This window comes from Sporolactobacillus spathodeae (genome assembly GCF_016908935.1).
GTDB classification, from domain to species: Bacteria; Bacillota; Bacilli; order Bacillales; family Sporolactobacillaceae; genus Sporolactobacillus; species Sporolactobacillus spathodeae.
On sequence record NZ_JAFBEV010000006.1, the window covers coordinates 52584 to 70996 of the forward strand.

Sequence of the window (18413 nt, forward strand, 5' to 3'; positions counted from 1 at the left end):
TTGAAATACTGCACATTTTTTAACGATTGATAGTAGAATAATTTGGTTTACCAAGTCCTCTGAACGATGGCGAAGCCTTCGTTTCTTTCACATTCTTAGCTGAGTAGCAAAAGACGGATGCCACATAGAAAGTGGCATCCGTCTTTTTATTTTTAATCCGTTCGCTTGTCACGGACGTACCAAGAGGCGATCGAGCACATTGCTTTTTTGTCAAAAAAACAACATTCTATTCAAAAATAACTATTTTATAAAATCAACAATCTTCGGTATGCGCTGCTGATAAAGCCAGCTCAACAGCACCATAAAGACTCGCATCCTTACCAAAAGACGAAAGGAATACTTCTGGAGGATACGGAACATTTTCTTTTAGTTTCTCAAGAATTTTTTGATGAATCGGTCCATTTGGGACAATCATTCCCCCTCCGAGCACAATCCGCTGCGGATTAAACGCAATCGAAAGGTTCGCCACTTGAAAACTAATTTCCATGCAAATTTCATCAATGAATTCTTGTTTGTTAGGATCGCCGCTACTCTCCTGAAAAAGCTGCTTTGTCGTCATCGATTGATTGAAAGCCACTGAAGCACGCCGCGATGCACCGGAACCCCCGGCAAATTCTTCGAACGATGCGTGTCCAGACTGGAAAGTCAATCTGTCCCTTCTATCGCGCATTAAATAACCAATCTCTCCCGCAGCACCATTATGGCCAGATAGCACGCGATCACCGACCGTGATACCGGCAGATATTCCCGTCCCAAAATTTAGATACAGGCCATAGTCCGTCTCTTTTAAATAGCCTTTCTTTAATTCTGCGAAAGCTGCGACATGAACATCATTTTCAATACGAACGGGCACATGAAATCTGTCTTTCATGTATTGGCGCAAATGGATGGATTCCATTCCTGGTAGATTCGGAATCATCGTGATCGTGTCGCCGTCAACGACACCGCACATGGCTATGCCAATCCCGATTAAAGTTTGGTCTTGATACTCGGTAAGTAACACGTGAATATGACGCATAACGTCTTCAAGAAGATCAGTCGCCTTTTTCCCTGAAGTCGGTACGCTTTTTCGAACAAGCATATTGCCGTGGTTATCCGCTACAGCAATACCGACGCTTGTTCCGCCAAAATCGAGGGCAATTAATATATTTTTTTCATTCATTAAACACACCTTCTTTGTCTCTCTTTATTAAACAGGTTTATCAACCAAGTGCTCTGTCTTTTTTTCGAAAAATAAGGCGATGCCTAATCCCTTTTTCACAAAAAATTTACGCTCTGGTCGCTCGCTAGCCACGGTTAGGACGGGAACCTCCTTATTCAGACGATAATCTGCGGGGTCCCCTCTGTCCTGCTCTTCCCGCAGGCGTCTCGCACCTGCGCTGCATTTTTCGCGCAAAGTTATCGGGTTTCTTTACCGGGAACAAATGGCCAATCATGATGACGGTGCGCCCAAACCAGAAAAACAAGTATGCCGATGATTGTCCAGATGACAGCAAGGCTGATCGCAGACCAACCGGATGAATAGAACACATAACCCCAGCCAATAAACGCCAAAATGCTTGGGAGTGGATACAACCATTGTTTATAAGGTCGTTTTAAGTCTGGGCATCTTTTCCGCAGAACAGTCAGCGCAACAATTTGTCCCATGAATTGAACCACAATAATCAAGGCCATCAGCGCGTTAATAATCGTCGTTAAATCAAAGAAACAGCAGATTGCCATAATCGCGCCCATGATTAGAAGTGAAACATTAGGAAACTGATATTTAGGATGAAGCTGCGCGAATGCTTTGAAAAACAACCCATCCTTTGCCGCGTTATAAGGCAGTCTCGATGCGCCAAGCAGTCCAGTATAAACCGATGCAAAACAGGTCCAGATGATCAAGATGGTAATGATGACTGCTCCCGGTGTCCCCCAGATTTTCCCCATGAAAAGGGCACCGATATTTGTGCTTTTCATCGCTTCTCGCCACGGAACAACACCAATCACGCCCATATTCATTAAGAGGTCAATAACCGCAACGAGAATGATTGACAAGGTCACAACGCGCGGGATCGTCCGTCCGGGATTTTTCACCTCATCGCCAAGATAGCAGCTTGTAAAATAGCCGAGATAATCATAAATCGAAATCAGCATGCCTGCGCCTAAACCTGTAAAGAAATTCGCGGCATGGAACGCATTCGCCGGAAAATCAAAAGCAAGATTTGGGTTAAAATGCGTCAGTCCGGTACCAATCATCAAGAGAACAGTCAAAATCATACCTGCCCATAGGATGATTGAAATTTTTGCGATTGACGCAATACGCCGATACAACAAAGCAATTGTTAGAATGGTTACAGCAACTGCAACCCATTTAATTTGAATATGTGTCATGTGCGGGAAAAAGTAGCTGAAGTAATTGGCCAGCCCTATCGCTCCCGTTGACATCGTCATCGGTGTCGCAATAATCGTCGACCAAATAAAGAGGAAGGGCATTAATTTTCCCGTTCTGAATTTAAATGCTTCACGCAAATAGACGTATGTACCGCCTTCTCCCGGCAATGCGGCACCGAGTTCGCTCCATACCAGTCCATCAAGCAGAGCGAGGAGCGCGCCGACAATCCAGCCGAACATCGCTTGCGGTCCGCCCATCGTTGTCAAAATAATAGGTATTGTAATGAATGGGCCTGCGCCCATCATCTGTGACATATTAATTGCAGTTGCCTGAATGCCACCAATACTACGTGTCAATCCATGCGTCGATTTTTCCATTCTCCCAACCCCTTATTTAATCTGGCGATCGCTTATATAACGAAACAGTCCGGAAACAGCACCTTTTACTGATGCCCCTTCACCCAAATCAGAATATAAAATTTCAGTACTCAGCGGACTGAATCGGTCAACTTGTTTCTGTATGTCTGGAATCAGCGGACGAATCACACGTTCAAAAGAACCGCCGATAACTACTTTTTCCGGATTCAACAGTGAGCACATATTGGCAATCATCACAGCAAGCTCTGTAACCAATTGGTCCCGATCCACTGAAGATTGCGTCGATCCTTTTATGAGGGCAGTTAACCGCTTCTCACGTGTCCCATATCGACCGGATGCATAAACATCTTTTTTTTCTACATCTTTGTTCTCGAGTAGATAACCGATTTCACCGGCTGCCTGATCGGCGCCAATCACTAATTCACCATTGGCGATAATGGCTGAGCCAACGCCTGTGCCAATGGATAAATAAAACAAATTATCAATTTGCTCCCCCGAATCGCCTTCACGCTCTCCCACTGCAGCTGCATTCACATCATTAATGACAAAAATTTCCCAGTCCCTTTCGACGGTCAGCGCGCGCACTAGATTCAGATTCTGCCAGCTCAGCGAGGGGGCATCAACGACTATTTGATGATCTTTAACGATCGACGGCACGGATACGCCAATTCCGAGTAATTTCTCTTTTTCTTCACCCAAAGTATCTAGAAAGCTGTCAATGATCCGTGGAATCGTCCGCAGATCACCCGAAAATTGAAAAATGTCCGATTGAATGATTTCCCCGCTGAAATCTGCCAAAGCAATTCGCGAATCTGTGCCTTGAAGATCAAGGCCGATACCGAACGCCGATCGTGGGTTGAACCCAAGCAATGTTCCTTTTCTGCCACCGTTAACAGTCGATGTACCGGACCCGATTTCAATCACAAAGCCGCTCTCTATTAATTCCGTTACAATCATTGATACAGTTGATCGGCTGAGCGACAGACTACGCGCAACCTCGGCACGGCTTACCGGTTGATGGCACCTGATCATATCCAAAATAAGTCGCCTATTGATCGTCCGGATTAGATCTGAATTTCCAATTTGCAATCAATCACCCCTCCTATTTTTTAGTTTGTTTGGTTCTTGAACAAACTAACTGATGTGCCAATTATAATATACCGATCTTGGATAAAAAAGTTTTGTGTCATATTATCTGACAATAAAAATCACTGCATATATTCTTGGAAAATACATGATTTTCCATTTCCTTATCACATTCCACATCGCTGGCTATCTCTGAATTTTTTGTTGAAGCGCCTCTTTAGCGACAAAAATTTAATGGCACAAAATCACAGGCGTTTGATTCATTCACAATGATCAAAAATGGCTCTGCCATGTCCTTTTTTCAACAAATGCGCTCCGGTCGCTCGCTTGCCGCGGGCGATCTGTGAGCCTCCTCAGACAGGCTGGGATCTGCGGGGTCTCACTTGGATCGCTTTTCCCGCAGGCGTCTCGCACCTGCGCTGCATTTTCTTATCTAGCGAATCCAAAGTAATCTTAACGATGACGATTCCTTAATACTCAATTGCTTTGAAACTTTATACATTCTTAACGTATTAGAAAAAATGGCTCAGTCATGTCCTTGGGACGACGGCTGAGCCTTAGTTTTTCAGATAATAAATTCCGATGAATTCTTATGTGTCTTAACGAAAAAAATAAACGCCGCGTATCGAATACGCGAACGTTCACTCGGATTGCTTTCGTTTTATTTTTCTACGGCGCTAAGCGATTTCGCACCCTTTTTCAACGCATCAATAAACGCGTCAACCTGATCTTCTTTTGTCGCCCATGACGTAACGAGCCGAACTGCAGTATGAGACACATCGACTTTCTCCCAAGTGGCGAATGAAAAGTTCTTACGGAGCTGTTCAATCAATGAATTAGAAAAAATAGGGAAAATCTGATTGGACGCGGATTCTGTGAAAAAGCGATAGCCCGATTCACGAATGGCTTGTGCCAGTTTTGCCGCCATATGATTCGCGTGATCAGCTAATTGGTAATACAAATCGTCACGGAATAATTCAAGGAACTGGATGCCAATCACACGACCCTTTGCGAGGAGCGCTCCCTTTTGTTTGATCATATAGCGGAAGTCTTCTTTGAGTGCATCGTTGCAAATCACGAGTGCTTCGCCAAGGAGCGCCCCATTTTTCGTACCGCCAATATAAAAAGCATCAACGAGATCGGGCAGATCGCGGAGCGTTAAATTATTTTCCGACGACGTCAGTGCGGAACCGAGCCGCGCGCCATCCAGATAGAGAATCAGCTGATGTGCTTTGCAGAAAGCGTGCAGCGCTTCAATCTCCGCCTTTGTATAGACGCCACCAATTTCGGTCGTGTCAGAGATATAGACCAGCTTTGGCTTCACCATATGCTCATCAGTATGCGTATCAAGCGCAGATTGAATGGCAGCTGGGTCCAGTTTCCCGCCCGGAGCGCCGGGAACGGCAATCACCTTATGACCCGTGGCTTCAATCGCGCCGGTTTCATGCACGTTAATATGGCCTGTCACGGCAGCAATCGCCGCTTCATGCGGCCGCAAAAAAGAAGAAATGGCAATCATATTGGTCTGTGTGCCGCCGACAAGTAGATGAATCGCTAAATCATCACGATTCAACAGCCGCTTGAATTGATCAATCGCGGCAAGTGAGAAGCGATCCTCACCGTAGCCGGTGTCTTGATCCATATTTGCCGCAGCGAGTGCGTCCATAATACGCGGATGCGCGCCCTCGCTATAATCATTTGTAAAACTGTACATGCCTGCCCCTGCCTCCGTTTCTCCTACCTAAAATTTTGACGAAAAAATTTTTTATTCTTTCTTTGACTATAGCACAAACAAATTGTCGACGAAATGGATGAACGATTGCTTGCATGGAACAAGACCTTGTTATATTCAACTGTTTTTTTGGGCGAATTTTTATTCAAATCCCGCTATCGGCGTTCCGTCGACCGAGCAAGCGTCTGACTACCCAAAAGCATCAAAGCGGCTGTGAACGGAAAGCCATGAGACAAAAAGGATGCCGCAAGGTCGAATTGATTCGACTTATGGCATCCATTCATCCACTACCTCATTGAGAGACCGTTGAATCAGCCGCCGTAATAGAACCCGGTTTCTTTCATCGTCAGCGGATCGCCTTCACGGTGAACACCAGCGTTTATTACTTCGCCAACATAAATAAAGTGATCACCCTTCTCGACTTTTTCCACGACTTTGCATTCGAAAAAGCTCAGCGCATCTTCAAAAATGGGGCAGCCTGTTTCCTTGAGATAGAAAGGATAGCCGGCCAATTGATTATCCTCCTGAGTAATCGACCGAAAGAAGGCCGTAACCATGTCTTTTTGTCCAGATTCAAGAATATTGACACTGAAGACACCCGATTGAGCAATTTCCTGCTGCGAGCGCGTTCCCGCTTTGACAGCTAGCGTTACGAGCGGTGGTTCAAATGACGTTTGCGTAAGAAAATTGCCAGCGAAAGCATTGACTCCAGCTTCGCCCTTCGTGCCAACCAGATAGAGTCCGTAAGTGATTCCGCGCAACGCGGTTTTTTTCGCCTGTTTATCCATGTATTGTTAATTCCCTTCTATTCATTCACATTTTGGTCACAAATAGTATAGTGCAAAAATGTGCTTTTTTCCAACAGGAAGCTGCCGCACAGTCACAGCATTATCCTAGGAAGAAATGAAATGATTCGGTGCAAATTTCTATAAATTAGGAGCAACTTTGGCTTGATTTAGTGCAATAATTAAATTTTTTTATGGGGATTTTTGACCTAACTTCTCAGATTCGGCCTAACTTTTCGTCGCTTCGGTCTAAAAATTCATTGGTTTAACTTAATTTTCCGTGAAAGGTAGTAGCAATTGTTCTATCTGTTATATATAATATATAACAGATAGAACAAAAGGAGTTGATGAGATGCAGCTGTCCGTTGATTTTCATTCAGAGAAGCCGATTTACCAGCAGATTCGTGATGGTATTGTGACTGGAATCGCGTCGGGTACGCTTCAGGACGGTGATCCGTTGCCATCGGTCCGCGCGCTTGGTATGGAGCTTGGCGTCAACCTGCACACTGTCAATAAAGCCTATAAATTGCTTCAATCCGAAGGTTTCATCGAGATTCAGCGTAGCCGGGGTACACAGGTCAAAGCAGGAAAAACAGCGCAAAATGCTGCAGAATTTCTGCAGACGTCAGGCAGCGCGTTGCGTGCTGTTCTCGCTGAAGCGATGAGGCGCGGCATTGATCGCGCCGTTCTGCATCAGATGATTGACCATTTTTATGACCAATTGGAGGGAGAAAACCATGCTAAGCATTAGCCATGCCTCGATCATTACCTTCTGGACCCTTGCCGTGCTCTTCTGTATTCAGCCCTGGTTCTCAAGGAAGAATGTACTGTTCGGTGTTGTCTTTCCGGACGCAGCGGTTTGGCAGGCGCCCGTGCCGAAGCGTATCATCCGCCGCTATATTATCGGCACTGGCCTTGCCGCTGTGCTTCTTTTTATCGTGTGGATCGTCAGCTTTTCTAGGCTTGAAAGATCTATTTCCTTCAATCTTGCAATGGCTGCGCTACTGATTGGCGATTCTGCCTTTTTTGTCCTCGCCAACCGGCAAACGCGCACCTATAAGAAAGCAGTTGTCCCAGCTGACCGGCTGACAAATAAGATGATTATTGACACGACGCAAAGTGCGCATGAACCATTGATGCCACTCTCCTGGCTGCTGGCATTGCTTCCGCTGTTTCTCGCTACGATCGCTGTTGCTATTTGGGGCTATCCATTTATGGGATCCAATATTCCCACCCACTATGGGCTGACTGGTCCGGATGCCTGGACGCATAAGTCGCCGCTAGCCGTTATGCAGCCGCTTATTTTTGACGTGCTGTTGGTAATCATTATCTTATTCACACGTCGCGCGCCGGCCGCTGTGAAAGGAAATCCGAATGCCGCACCTGGTTATGCCCTTTATCGCAAGTGGTTGAATGGGCTGCTTATCCTGTTTGGGCTTGTGACAGAATTGCTGTTTTTCCTGATGGAACTGAGTTTGATTCGGCCCATACACACGTACCTGGCACCAGCCTTGACTTGGGTATTTCCAGTGCTCAGTTCGTTTACACTCCTTTTGATCGCTTTTATGGCTTATCTTTTCTTCCGGATGGTTCGCGCGAAAGAAAGCAGCGGTCCAATTTTTGATAATGACAGGCATTGGATCTGGGGTCTCTTCTATTTTAATCGGTCCGACCCGTCACTCTTTATTGAAAAGCGTATTGGCATCGGCTACACCGTGAACATGGCGCATCCGATCGCCTGGCTAATTCTTGTCGGCATTCTTGCTGCGGTCGTCATTTCCTCCATTTACCATTAAAAAAGTGCCCAAATATTAGAAAAACCGATCCTGGCCCTTATTGGCAAAGGATGCCTCAAAATTGATTCGATTTTGGGGCATCTTTTTTTGTCCCCATTCATTCTTCTTTTTCTTGAGTGCTAGGGTATTCACCTCGCTAAGTTCTGCCTGTTAAAGGCCCCAGTCAAGCAGACAATTTTTACCATTTGCTGTCTAAATTGAAAAACTATCTTCTAAAGCAGTTAATCCCCGCTATAATTGAAGCGTTAGATCTTTTTATTCAGGAGAGGATTTATTTGCAAACACAATGGTTTTACGCAGACGGCCAGGACATTAAAGGGCCGCTTTCTGAACAGGAATTTATCGAACAGGTTAAACAAAATATAATTCAGGAAACGACACTTGTAATGGCTCAAGGAATGAGCGAATGGCAGTTGTTTCGTGACACAGTACTGTATCAGCAGCTAAACGCGCAACATTCACAGAAAGACGCCCGTAGTTTCATCAGTAGTGCGGCGGAACGGATCAATGAGATGACTGGCGAAGCGGGGTCTTTTTCTTTAAACCTCAGCACTTTATTCTCTGATGTTTTCAAGAAGCACACAAAAGAGGAAAGCGAACGGATTTTTATCGCTGGAACTGCCTACACAACGCCCGATATTGCTGATCTGACATCAGACTGGCCGAAGCCATGGCTATTCTCCCGTATTTTTCTTTCTTTTGTCTTAATTTACGCGTTACTTTTTCTTTGTCTGAACGGATTCAGTAATATTTATGCGTTGCCGGGACTAATCTTAATCGGATCATTTGCCGTCCCTTTCTCGCTCGTCATTTTCTTCTTTGAGACCAATGTACCGCGCAACATTAGCATCTTTAGCGTCGTCGAGATGTTCTTCGTTGGCGGTGTATCCGCCATGTTTCTTACACTCGTTCTCTACAGTATCGTCCACGTGAACAATTTGACGGTCTTTAGCGCTGTAATTATCGGTTTGATTGAAGAGACAGGCAAACTATTCATTGCCGCTTGGTTTATCCGGGAAATGAATGCGCGTTATCTGCTCAACGGCCTGCTGATCGGTGCAGTTGTCGGTGCCGGTTTCGCCGCCTTTGAATCAGCAGGTTACGCTTTATCCGCAGTGCTGACAAATCATACAGATCTGCTGTACAGTTTAATCGACACAAGAGCTTGGACAAGTATTGGCAGTCATGCCATTTGGACTGCCATTGCCGCTGCTGGCCTGTTGGTTGTTAAAAAGGAGCGTCCGTTTCGATTGGAACTCCTACGTCAGCGCCAATTTCTGCAATTTTTTGCAGTTGCGGTGCTGCTTCACGCTTTATGGGATATGCCGCTTTTTGATGGCTCCGATATGAAATTACTCTTTTTGATTGCCTGCGGCTGGTTCTTCGTCTTCGTGCTGATGAACAGCGGCTTGCGCCAGATCAATCGAATCGTTCGGAAAAATCAAGGCTTACGATGAAAAATTGCAAATCATCGAAGCATGGCTTGCTTTGAGAAGCTATTTCTTATGAAATATGTCATACTAGAAAAATATGAAAAAAATGAGGCGAGGAAAATGAAAGTAAAAATTAACCGCAATGCGGCAAAGGTCATGAAAGAGATGTTGACTAATGAGGACGCAAAGGGCGATATGCTGCGTGTCATCGTCAGCGAACGTCATGGAAGCCATGTACATTATGCATTGACCTACAGCAAACCAACGCCATACGATGAAGTCGTTCATACAGATAAAGACGTCGATGTGCTGGTCGATACACGCGAAGACATGCTTGACGGCATCTGGATCCAATTTTTCTACGTTCCCGAACCCGGCTTCGAGATTACAAACCCATCAAAAGGAAACGTCGGCCATCATTAAATGTATGGGTCAGCAGGCCTATCAAAGCGTTTAAATTTTGTTAGGCTCTGTTTAAAATTAATATTGATAATTCTATAAAATTTTAGAGAAAACCCAATTTCATCGGTTTTCTTCTCTCTTGGTATACAGGTTAGGTTAGATTAATAAGAGTCGACTCGTATTGCTGAATGTAGAACACGAATTGCATCAACAGAGTGGCTACCCCAATGAATTGTAAAAGTAAACTTCCACTCCCAGATGGCTTCAGAGATGTCATTTTTCTCATACAAAATTATTCCTTGTTTAACATCTTTATAGATATCCAATATGTCATCAGTCAAACTTGTCCTAACTGGCTCTTCTAATTGATAGGGATTAAAAACTTCCCAATAATCGTTGTATTGACCAAGATTAATTTGCGGTACAGTTAGAAATACGTCTACCGCTTCTTCGGATTCCGATTCAATGTCGGGCAAATGTATTGCTTTTGTGTATAAATCTAAAAGAGAAATAAGAAGGCTCATTAAGTTTTCATTTATCGGTTTGGAGTCGAAGGTATCGATCAGACTACAATAGCGTTGTGCTGATTGTAAAAATTCAATACCAGCCTGATTTTTCATTTTATCGCCTTCTTCTGCACATGTGCTCGCCTTCTATTTTGACGTTATTATCGTTTGAGTTCCCAGTAGCAGCGTTTCGGCGAGACGATTTTTTCTTCTTTTTTCAGTTTGGTCATCACTTTATTGATTTCCTTCTTGTCGATACCTGTTGCCTCGGCCACCGCGCCTGCATTGGCTGGTTCTGATGCCGCCTTGAAAAAATTTAGCACAGTTTCATAGTTTTCCATCATTGATCGCTCCCATCATTGCTTGAATAGCTCCATTATAAGTCATTCCTTTGTGCTTGACTCAGGATATATTGAGACTTTTTCGTGACTAATTGCACGCCCACTCGGCGATCTTTCGGATTTCATCCGGCGACGTTCGGCAGCAACCGCCGAGCAGCGACGCGCCTAGCTGGAACCATTGTCTGGAGGATTGCCCATAATCAACATGCGCAACTGGATGATGCCAGGATTTCGTTTGCGGATCGTACGTCTCGCCTGAATTAGGGTAGACGATTACCGGTTTATCAGTCCCCCGGCGCACGCTCGTAATCGCCTGACTCGCCCATTGAGCAGGTAGACAATTAACCCCGACAGCGGCAATTGCCTCATGCGCACCGGCCCAGGCAGCTGCTTTCTCAAGCAGCGTCCCATCGCAAAGATGTTCCGGGTCGCCAAGACTAAACGATACCCAGGCCGACGCCTCTGGAAAATCTTTTTCAAGCAAATCAATCAGCGCTTCGACTTCATCCATATTCGGCATCGTTTCAAAGGCAAAGAGATCGACATCCGCTTCCTTTAAGGCGTTCATTCGTGAAAAATGAAAAGATTGGTAGTCGCGGCGGTTCAGTGAATAGGCGCCGGTGTATTCGGACCCGTCGGCCAGATAAGCGCCATATGGACCGACACTGCCAGCAATAATTGGGTACAAGCGCGCGTCCCGTTCTGTCGCCGCAAGCTGTTCCCAAAATATTTGTCGCGCTTCGTCAGCTGCCCAAACGGCGGCTTTAATCAGGTGGTTACCTTCTTCTTCACTGATCCCAGCCTTCTGAAAGCCAGCGATAGTCGCTTGATAGGTGTCAGTAATCGCAACATCGGCGCCTGCTTGAAAATAGCGCAGATGCACGTCTCGAATCGCCATTGCATGATCACGAATCACAGAAGCCGACCAGAGCGTATTGCTGATATTGAGCCCCTTTTTTCAAGTTCGGTTGCCATCGCGCCGTCTAGAATCATCGGGTTTTTCCGTATCAAACCATCCGCGAGAATCGTTCGCCTCATTTTTCTTTTCTCCATTCTAGAATTAATTGGTGTAGCCCCTGCATTCATTGCTACATATTATCCCATAGATTAAGCCAGCTTTCGATGATAAAGAACAGGCTTAACTAATGAAAAAAGATACAAAAAACGAGGTCGTCTCATCGCTGAGAGGCCTCGTTTGTTGACCATAAAATTTTACTGCTGTGGCATGTTCAGTACACGGTTTGGAAAAATCAGATCCGAAGTTAGCTGGTTGTCTGAGATCAGCTGCTTTACTGTGGTTCCATGATCCTTGGCAATCTTCCATAAAGTATCGCCCGACTTAATCGTATATTTTTCCACCGGCGTCTTCAGAATCAATTTCTGTCCCGGATGAATCAGCGTCCCGCTCAGGTGATTGAGCTTCTGAATTTTTGTGACTGTCAGTCCCGCTGTGTGATTGGCGATCGCCCAAAGCGAATCACCAGCAGTTACAATATAGACACCATGATTGACTGCATGCGATGGACTGCTCGACACAGTCTGAACCTTGGTTGACGCCGCTTGCGAAGCGGAACTCTGCGCTTGACTCGCTGCTGGTTGATTGGCCGAAGCAACTACTGCCGGCTGATTGTCTGCAGTCTGTTCGCTAGATGTTGCGTTAGAATTCTGGTTGCTCGATTGCGATTCGCTAGATGTTGCATTAGAATTCTGGTTGCTCGATTGCGATTCGTTAGATGTTGCACTGGAATTCTGGTTGCTCGATTGCGATTCGCTAGATGTTGCACTGGAATTCTGGCTGCTCGCTGGCTGTTCGCTTGTTGTCGTGCTGGAACTCTGGTTGTTCGTTGCAGCACTCTGGCTCTGCGTTTGCGTTCCAGCGGCCGATCCACTCGTCACAATCCGTCGTGCTGTAACGAATCTCGGCTGCCAGTAACTCGATGCGCCGCCGCCAAATATTTGCGTTTCGCGGACACCGACTGCAGAGTTTTCTGAGCTAATCATTCGATTATTGCCAACATAGATACCAACATGCGAGATGCCACTCCCGGATGTATTGAAAAAGACCAAATCGCCCGGCTGTAAATTTGACGCACTGACCGGCGTCCCATAATGGGATTGTGCTGCAGAATTATGCGGCAACGTCACACCGAATTGGGCAAAAACACGTTTTGTTAAACCCGAGCAATCATTGTTTCCCCAGGAATAAGCCTGACCAATATCTGCTCGAGCGGCATCGGCGGGATTGGCGAAGGATGCCGCTTTGGCCTGATGCAGACCACTCCCCGTCACGACAAGTCCTCCTGCTATAGCAACAGTAAGAATATTTGTTTTCATGTGTTTCCCTCCATAAACAATTGAGATTCGATAGGGCCTCTTGCTTGTCCCCAAAACTGATCATAGTCTCCAAAAATTTCATTGGTATAACATGGTAGTTGCAGAAGAAATACAACTTCGTAACAAAAAATATGAATCGGATAATATTTCCGCAATTCTCTGGATCAATTGGTAAAATAAGCAAATATGTAGGTAAAGGCAAAGTCAAATGCTTCCTTGTCTTTTTATGATATAATTAGCCGTCGAAGAGATAGGTCGTGAATCAAGTGGCCTACTTTTTTGCAAGTTAAGCGCACGCGTACAGCATGTGTTGATTGCATTCAATAAGCTCGATCAAAATGATAATGGTAATAGCCTGGGTTTAACGTACAGGGGACTCCTCCTATCGAACAAAAGGTATATCTATGGAACATTTCTGTTCAGTTAAAAGCTAAACTGATACACTATCGATTAGCACCTGCTTCATATTGGAATGAACTGAAGAAAGATTTTAACAAGCTTGAGATCAGTACCAAGATCAAAATTATTGAAGAAAAGTTGCTGACCGTGCTGCAGCATCCAAACAGTTCGGAATGACCGATTCCAGCCTGATGCACGGTACTGGGAAGAAAAAAGAATGAAAGAGAGGAAGTCAATTATGAGCGAATCAAAAGCACAGGAATTCGTGCCTGAGCAAGCGCAGACGAATCATCGATGGTGGGTACTCGTTGCCGTCTGCTTTGGTCTCTTTATGTCGCTGCTAGACGTCACCATTGTCAATGTTGCATTGCCGGTTATCCAGCATGATTTGAAAGCCAGTTTTTCGAGCATTGAATGGGTAATCAGCGCGTATACCCTTGTTTTCGCCGTTGTTCTTGTCACGGCATCACGTCTTGGCGATATATACGGACGGAAAACGATGTTTACCATTGGACTGAGTATTTTTACTATCGGTTCACTTTTCTGCGGATTGTCGAGCCACTTTACCCTTTTTGGGCTTTCCCACATTCAAACCTTGAACGTTTTCCGCGGTGTTCAGGGACTCGGCGGCTCGGCAATGATGCCGCTGTCGCTTGCGATTATTTCATCGGTATTCACCGGCAAACAACGCGGCATTGCGATTGGCATCTGGGGTGGCATTAGCGGCCTTGCCACAGCGATTGGTCCGCTAATTGGCGGTTTTCTCGTTGACACATTCAGCTGGCAGTCAATTTTTTACCTGAATGTTCCGATCGGTATTCTTGGAGCTGCGCTCTCCTTATGGGCTATTCCTCAATCGAGGGATGAAGAGGCAGCAGGAAAAATAGACTGGTTCGGCTTAATTACTTTCACCGTTTTCATGTTTTGCACTGTTTACGGACTGATTCGCGTCAATGAATACGGAATCGGCTGGACATCGCCACTGATTATTTGGCTTGGGATTATCGCTGTTGTCTCGCTGACTGCGTTCATCATCGGCGAATGGCGTATCGAAAACCCGATGATCGATCCACGCTTGTTTAAAGTCCCGAGCTTCACTGGTGCCGGTATTGCAGGGTTCTGCCTCAGCGCCGGCATGTACGCTCTTCTGCTATATATTTCTATCTATTTCCAGAATATCCTCGGTTATGACGCGTTTCAGGCTGGACTCCGCCTGCTTCCATTCTGCGTGCTGTCGCTCCTGCTTGGACCGGTTGCCGGCGCATTAATGGGCAAAATCCAGCCGAAATGGTTGACTGTCAGTGGTCTGTTACTGCTTGGCATCGGCGTCTGGACAATGGGCGGGATCTCAGCGAATGATAAGCCGGTCGACTGGGTTATTCTCTTACCTGGTCTGATGATCGCCGGTTTCGGAAATGGTCTGGTCAATCCGCCGATTTCTAATCTCGCCGTTGGAACAGTCGCTCGCCACCGAGCCGGGATGGCTTCCGGTGCCAGCGGTGTCTTGCGCCAGATGGGCATTTCATTCGGTACAGCCATTTTCGGCGCAATTCTCTCCAGCCGCTACAATGCGGTGTTGACAGAGAAAGTCAGTAAGTTACACGGTCCTGCTTATTTGACCAGCGGGATCAAGCAACAAATCAGCTATGACCTTGAAAAGGCAGGTCCGCTTGCCGGAAGCACCGGATTCAACGGCGTGGTGCCGGCATCCTATAAACAGAACCCGCTATTCAGTCCATTACAGCACATCGGTCAATCGGCCTTTATGAGCGGTACCGTCACCGTCATCCACATCGCTTCGATTATTCTTTTAGTTGGCGCCGTCTGTTCGCTGTTTCTGATTCGGCAGAAAGATATGAAGCACTAATAGCAAAGGAAAGTTTCAAAAAGATCAGGCCTGAATTCGCGTGTTGGCGATTCCAGGTCTGTTTTCTTTTTTTATGACAATAACAGCAGCCCTAAAAAGTAGTTCATCGAATCGAGCCCCCAAACGCCTTGAAAACTTAACAAGAGTGAATAGAATACAATATTCCTATTTTTTAAATAATTATTTTGATAGACTATGTTAAAATAAGGTATAAATTTCCAAGACTAGAAGAAAAGGAGGAGCAAATGATTGTTCAAAAGTTGGAATCTTTTTTAACCAAAAGGCTTAACGATCACTTAATCCTGATGATTTGTTATATCTGGTCTATTGCTGCTGCTCTTCTTGTTGCTTGCACAAACGGAACGAGCAACGTCTTCACGAATATCATGTATTTACCGATCGCCTGCGCATCGGCAACTAATTCTATAAAAAAGGCGGCTGTTCACGCTTTGATCAGTGGGCTGCTCATTGGTCCACTGATGCCGCTTACGTTCGCTCCCTATCAAAACCAGAAATTGTTAAACTGGATTATCCGTCTCATCATTTTTATCATCATCTCGCTCGTCATTAGTTTCATTGCAAAATATCACAGAAAAGAATTCAACAGAAATTTGGAATTAAATAAAGAATTATCCGAAGCGCAGATGGCGACGATTTATTCATTAGTCAAATTACTTGAATCCCGAGATGCAAAAACTGGTTTTCATGTAGAACGTGTGGCCGCGTTGTGCCAACTCCTGGCGATTAAATTGCAAAAGTTACCAAAGTACCAGAAAACATTAAGTAAAACATATATTGAAAGTCTGGTACGCTCAAGCGCGCTTCATGATATCGGCAAAGTTGCGATTCCTGATCGGATTCTGCTTAAACCGGGTAAGTTGTCGCCCGAGGAATTCGAAATCATGAAAACACATACAACACTCGGCGCCGACACGTTAGCTGAAGTCTTTCGCAAATACCCAGGTAGCACTTTTTTGAAATTGGGAATACAGATTAGCCGTTTCCATCATGAACACTGGGACGGCAGCGGCTATCCAGAAGGGCTGCGCGGAGATGACATTCCGCTCTGCGCCCGAATTGTCGCTCTTGCAGATGTTTATGAAGCGCTACGCTCGGAACGTCCCTATAAAAAAGCTTACTCGCACGAAAAGTCGCTGGCTATTCTCAAACAAGGACGCGGTTCGCACTTTGATCCCGATATTGTTGCTATCTTTGATCGCAATTCCGCTGAATTTCTTACTGCTTTTGAACAATTTTAAAAATACTAATGGCGTGTTTATATGCCATCATCTAAATTGATGTTCACAGATTTTTTGTATTGAAGAAACTTAGGAATAGAGCAACACACCCTTGCTCTTTCAGAAACATCTTCCTATACTTAATCTTGCATTCTACTATACGTATGCACTTCTTTTTGAAGAACGGTGAAAAAACAATGGCGTTATTCAAGCATGATCGCACCCAATTTAACTATATTGGCAAAGGGCTAATCGTCGGCATCCTTACCGGGTTTGTAGTTAGCCTGTTCCGACTGCTCATTGAAGTCGCTCTGAAACTGTGGATGTTTCTCTATCAAAACATTCCAGCCCATCCACTGCTTATCCTTTTAATCCTCGCGCTTTGCATTGGTATTCCGCTTCTGATCGGTTGGCTCATTAAAGGGCATTCAGATGTCACCGGATCAGGCATTCCTCAAGTCGAAGGTCAGCTTATCGGTGATCTTGAAATGAATTGGTGGCAAGTACTTTGGCGCAAGTTTGTGACCGGTGTGCTCGGCATCGGCGCGGGGCTTTTTCTCGGACGCGAAGGACCGTCAATACAGCTAGGCGCAGCTGTCGGCCAAGGGATTGCGGAACAGTTCAACGAAAATCGCTCCTTCAAGCGTATTCTGATCGCCGGAGGCGCGGCATCGGGTTTGTCCGCGGCTTTCAACGCGCCAATCGCGGGTACATTATTCGTTCTTGAAGAAATCTATCATAATTTTTCACCGCTTGTCTGGATAGTCTCGCTGACTGGAGCGATCAGCGCTGATTTTGTCTCCTCATCCATTTTTGGATTACTGCCCGTGCTGCATGTCCCTGTGACCCGGAACTTCCCGCTCTTCGACTATTGGCAAATCGTGCTTTTTGGCCTGCTTCTCGGACTTTGTGGCTATATTTATCAGCGGGTACTCCTTGTCATGCCAAAGCTTTACGCGAAAATACCGAAGCTTCCACGCATCTACCATGGACTCGTTCCCTTTCTGCTTGTCATCCCGATTGGTATTTTCTGGGCTGATACGCTTGGTGGCGGCAATGCACTCATTCTAGCCCTTGGGGTTCATACGCCTGTACTCCTTATTCTAATTGGCTTATTTTTGCTTCGTTTCCTATTTTCTATGGTTTCTTACGGCTCCGGCTTGCCCGGTGGCATTTTTCTGCCAATCCTATCACTCGGCGCGCTGCTCGGCGCCATCTATGGCACGATCATGGCTAGAGTAGGCTTGCTGCCAAATAGTTTAATTGCCAATCTGATCATTTTCGGCATGGCCGGCTATTTTGCCGGAATCAGCAAAGCACCATTTACAGCGATTATTCTCATCACCGAGATGGTCGGATCCCTCGAACATTTGCTGCCACTTGCTATCGTCTCGCTGCTCGCCTATCTGATTGTTGATTGGCTTGGTGGTGCGCCGATCTACCAATCGCTACTCGAGCGAATGACATTGAAGAAAAAAGCAGATCGCTCATCCGGCCAATTGGATCGGCTCGAGATTCCTGTATTTGCGGACGGTTCATTCGTTAATCGTCAAGTCCGTGACATCCGCTGGCCCGATCGCAGTCTACTCATTGCCATCCGCCGCGGCGAACACGAGATAATCCCGCACGGAGACACACTCATTCGTTCAGGCGATCACCTCATTCTCATGATTGAAACGGATATTCGCGCCAACGTATACAATCATTTGCAGCAGATGAACACCAGCAGCCCGAAGGAATAAA

The 18413-nt window shown here is 45.7% G+C and carries 18 protein-coding genes; 7 read left to right on the top strand and 11 right to left on the bottom strand.

Features of this window, described 5'->3' with window-relative positions; all coding sequences use genetic code 11:
- Window positions 1-19 precede the first annotated feature (19 nt).
- The 6 genes from JOC27_RS04665 to JOC27_RS04690 all read right to left on the bottom strand — a co-directional run bounded on the left by JOC27_RS04665 (window position 20) and on the right by JOC27_RS04690 (window position 6357).
- Window positions 20-214: a hypothetical protein gene (locus JOC27_RS04665; RefSeq protein WP_205005853.1), complete on the bottom strand. Its 195-nt coding sequence runs from the start codon at window positions 212-214 to the stop codon at window positions 20-22.
- A 39-nt stretch (window positions 215-253) separates the two neighbouring features.
- Entirely contained in the window at window positions 254-1162 is a 909-nt protein-coding gene (locus JOC27_RS04670) for an ROK family protein (RefSeq protein WP_205005854.1), read from the bottom strand.
- A gap of 236 nt (window positions 1163-1398) precedes the next feature.
- Entirely contained in the window at window positions 1399-2751 is a 1353-nt protein-coding gene (locus JOC27_RS04675; protein ID WP_205005855.1) for an APC family permease, read from the bottom strand.
- A 12-nt stretch (window positions 2752-2763) separates the two neighbouring features.
- Window positions 2764-3840 carry an ROK family transcriptional regulator gene (locus tag JOC27_RS04680; protein ID WP_205005856.1) on the bottom strand — a complete coding sequence of 359 codons (1077 nt, stop codon included), beginning with the start codon at window positions 3838-3840 and terminating at the stop codon, window positions 2764-2766.
- Window positions 3841-4498: 658 nt separating this feature from the next.
- Entirely contained in the window at window positions 4499-5551 is a 1053-nt protein-coding gene (locus JOC27_RS04685) for a threonine aldolase family protein (protein ID WP_205005857.1), read from the bottom strand.
- Between the two features lie 329 nt (window positions 5552-5880).
- Window positions 5881-6357 (bottom strand): flavin reductase family protein, encoded by a 477-nt coding sequence (locus tag JOC27_RS04690; protein ID WP_205005858.1) that lies wholly within the window; start codon window positions 6355-6357, stop codon window positions 5881-5883.
- A gap of 349 nt (window positions 6358-6706) precedes the next feature.
- Here JOC27_RS04690 and JOC27_RS04695 point away from each other — a divergent pair, with 349 nt between their 5' ends.
- The 4 genes from JOC27_RS04695 to JOC27_RS04710 all read left to right on the top strand — a co-directional run bounded on the left by JOC27_RS04695 (window position 6707) and on the right by JOC27_RS04710 (window position 10006).
- A complete protein-coding gene (locus JOC27_RS04695; RefSeq protein ID WP_205005859.1) occupies window positions 6707-7105 on the top strand; it encodes a GntR family transcriptional regulator in 399 nt (132 codons plus the stop codon).
- On the top strand, window positions 7092-8150 hold the full coding sequence (locus JOC27_RS04700) for a DUF5808 domain-containing protein (RefSeq protein WP_205005860.1): 1059 nt from the start codon (window positions 7092-7094) through the stop codon (window positions 8148-8150). Before JOC27_RS04695 ends, JOC27_RS04700 begins: the two co-directional genes overlap by 14 nt.
- Before the next feature lie 275 nt (window positions 8151-8425).
- Window positions 8426-9607, top strand: a complete 1182-nt coding sequence (locus JOC27_RS04705) for a PrsW family glutamic-type intramembrane protease (protein WP_205005861.1) — start codon at window positions 8426-8428, stop codon at window positions 9605-9607.
- Between the two features lie 96 nt (window positions 9608-9703).
- Window positions 9704-10006, top strand: a complete 303-nt coding sequence (locus tag JOC27_RS04710) for an iron-sulfur cluster assembly accessory protein (protein ID WP_205005862.1) — start codon at window positions 9704-9706, stop codon at window positions 10004-10006.
- Window positions 10007-10146: 140 nt separating this feature from the next.
- On the opposite strand, the gene JOC27_RS04715 is transcribed toward JOC27_RS04710, so the two are convergent.
- The 5 genes from JOC27_RS04715 to JOC27_RS04730 all read right to left on the bottom strand — a co-directional run bounded on the left by JOC27_RS04715 (window position 10147) and on the right by JOC27_RS04730 (window position 13166).
- Entirely contained in the window at window positions 10147-10605 is a 459-nt protein-coding gene (locus JOC27_RS04715; protein WP_205005863.1) for a DUF5063 domain-containing protein, read from the bottom strand.
- Window positions 10606-10652: 47 nt separating this feature from the next.
- Window positions 10653-10832, bottom strand: coding sequence for a MarR family transcriptional regulator (locus JOC27_RS04720; protein ID WP_205005864.1), 180 nt, complete (start codon window positions 10830-10832; stop codon window positions 10653-10655).
- Between the two features lie 88 nt (window positions 10833-10920).
- Window positions 10921-11748, bottom strand: coding sequence for a homocysteine S-methyltransferase (mmuM, locus tag JOC27_RS04725; protein WP_338062771.1), 828 nt, complete (start codon window positions 11746-11748; stop codon window positions 10921-10923).
- Window positions 11745-11870: a hypothetical protein gene (locus tag JOC27_RS13525; protein WP_275587779.1), complete on the bottom strand. Its 126-nt coding sequence runs from the start codon at window positions 11868-11870 to the stop codon at window positions 11745-11747. Before JOC27_RS13525 ends, mmuM begins: the two co-directional genes overlap by 4 nt.
- A 174-nt stretch (window positions 11871-12044) precedes the next feature.
- Complete coding sequence (locus tag JOC27_RS04730; RefSeq protein WP_205005865.1) at window positions 12045-13166, bottom strand: LysM peptidoglycan-binding domain-containing protein; 1122 nt, start codon at window positions 13164-13166, stop codon at window positions 12045-12047.
- 637 nt (window positions 13167-13803) lie between these two features.
- On the opposite strand from JOC27_RS04730, the gene JOC27_RS04735 reads away from it, so the two are divergent.
- The 3 genes from JOC27_RS04735 to JOC27_RS04745 all read left to right on the top strand — a co-directional run bounded on the left by JOC27_RS04735 (window position 13804) and on the right by JOC27_RS04745 (window position 18412).
- Window positions 13804-15432 (top strand): MFS transporter, encoded by a 1629-nt coding sequence (locus JOC27_RS04735; RefSeq protein ID WP_205005866.1) that lies wholly within the window; start codon window positions 13804-13806, stop codon window positions 15430-15432.
- 245 nt (window positions 15433-15677) lie between these two features.
- A complete protein-coding gene (locus JOC27_RS04740; protein WP_205005867.1) occupies window positions 15678-16691 on the top strand; it encodes an HD-GYP domain-containing protein in 1014 nt (337 codons plus the stop codon).
- Between the two features lie 176 nt (window positions 16692-16867).
- Window positions 16868-18412, top strand: a complete 1545-nt coding sequence (locus JOC27_RS04745) for a ClC family H(+)/Cl(-) exchange transporter (RefSeq protein WP_205005868.1) — start codon at window positions 16868-16870, stop codon at window positions 18410-18412.
- Window position 18413: the final 1 nt, after the last annotated feature.

Coding starts and splice junctions, on each gene's coding strand:
- JOC27_RS04670 (WP_205005854.1), bottom strand. CDS start 1,162: ATGAATGAAAAAAATATATTAATTGCCCTCGATTTTGGCGGAACAAGC.
- JOC27_RS04675 (WP_205005855.1), bottom strand. CDS start 2,751: ATGGAAAAATCGACGCATGGATTGACACGTAGTATTGGTGGCATTCAG.
- JOC27_RS04685 (WP_205005857.1), bottom strand. CDS start 5,551: ATGTACAGTTTTACAAATGATTATAGCGAGGGCGCGCATCCGCGTATT.
- JOC27_RS04690 (WP_205005858.1), bottom strand. CDS start 6,357: ATGGATAAACAGGCGAAAAAAACCGCGTTGCGCGGAATCACTTACGGA.
- JOC27_RS04695 (WP_205005859.1), top strand. CDS start 6,707: ATGCAGCTGTCCGTTGATTTTCATTCAGAGAAGCCGATTTACCAGCAG.
- JOC27_RS04700 (WP_205005860.1), top strand. CDS start 7,092: ATGCTAAGCATTAGCCATGCCTCGATCATTACCTTCTGGACCCTTGCC.
- JOC27_RS04710 (WP_205005862.1), top strand. CDS start 9,704: ATGAAAGTAAAAATTAACCGCAATGCGGCAAAGGTCATGAAAGAGATG.
- JOC27_RS04715 (WP_205005863.1), bottom strand. CDS start 10,605: ATGAAAAATCAGGCTGGTATTGAATTTTTACAATCAGCACAACGCTAT.
- JOC27_RS04720 (WP_205005864.1), bottom strand. CDS start 10,832: ATGGAAAACTATGAAACTGTGCTAAATTTTTTCAAGGCGGCATCAGAA.
- JOC27_RS13525 (WP_275587779.1), bottom strand. CDS start 11,870: ATGAGGCGAACGATTCTCGCGGATGGTTTGATACGGAAAAACCCGATG.
- JOC27_RS04730 (WP_205005865.1), bottom strand. CDS start 13,166: ATGAAAACAAATATTCTTACTGTTGCTATAGCAGGAGGACTTGTCGTG.
- JOC27_RS04735 (WP_205005866.1), top strand. CDS start 13,804: ATGAGCGAATCAAAAGCACAGGAATTCGTGCCTGAGCAAGCGCAGACG.
- JOC27_RS04740 (WP_205005867.1), top strand. CDS start 15,678: ATGATTGTTCAAAAGTTGGAATCTTTTTTAACCAAAAGGCTTAACGAT.
- JOC27_RS04745 (WP_205005868.1), top strand. CDS start 16,868: ATGGCGTTATTCAAGCATGATCGCACCCAATTTAACTATATTGGCAAA.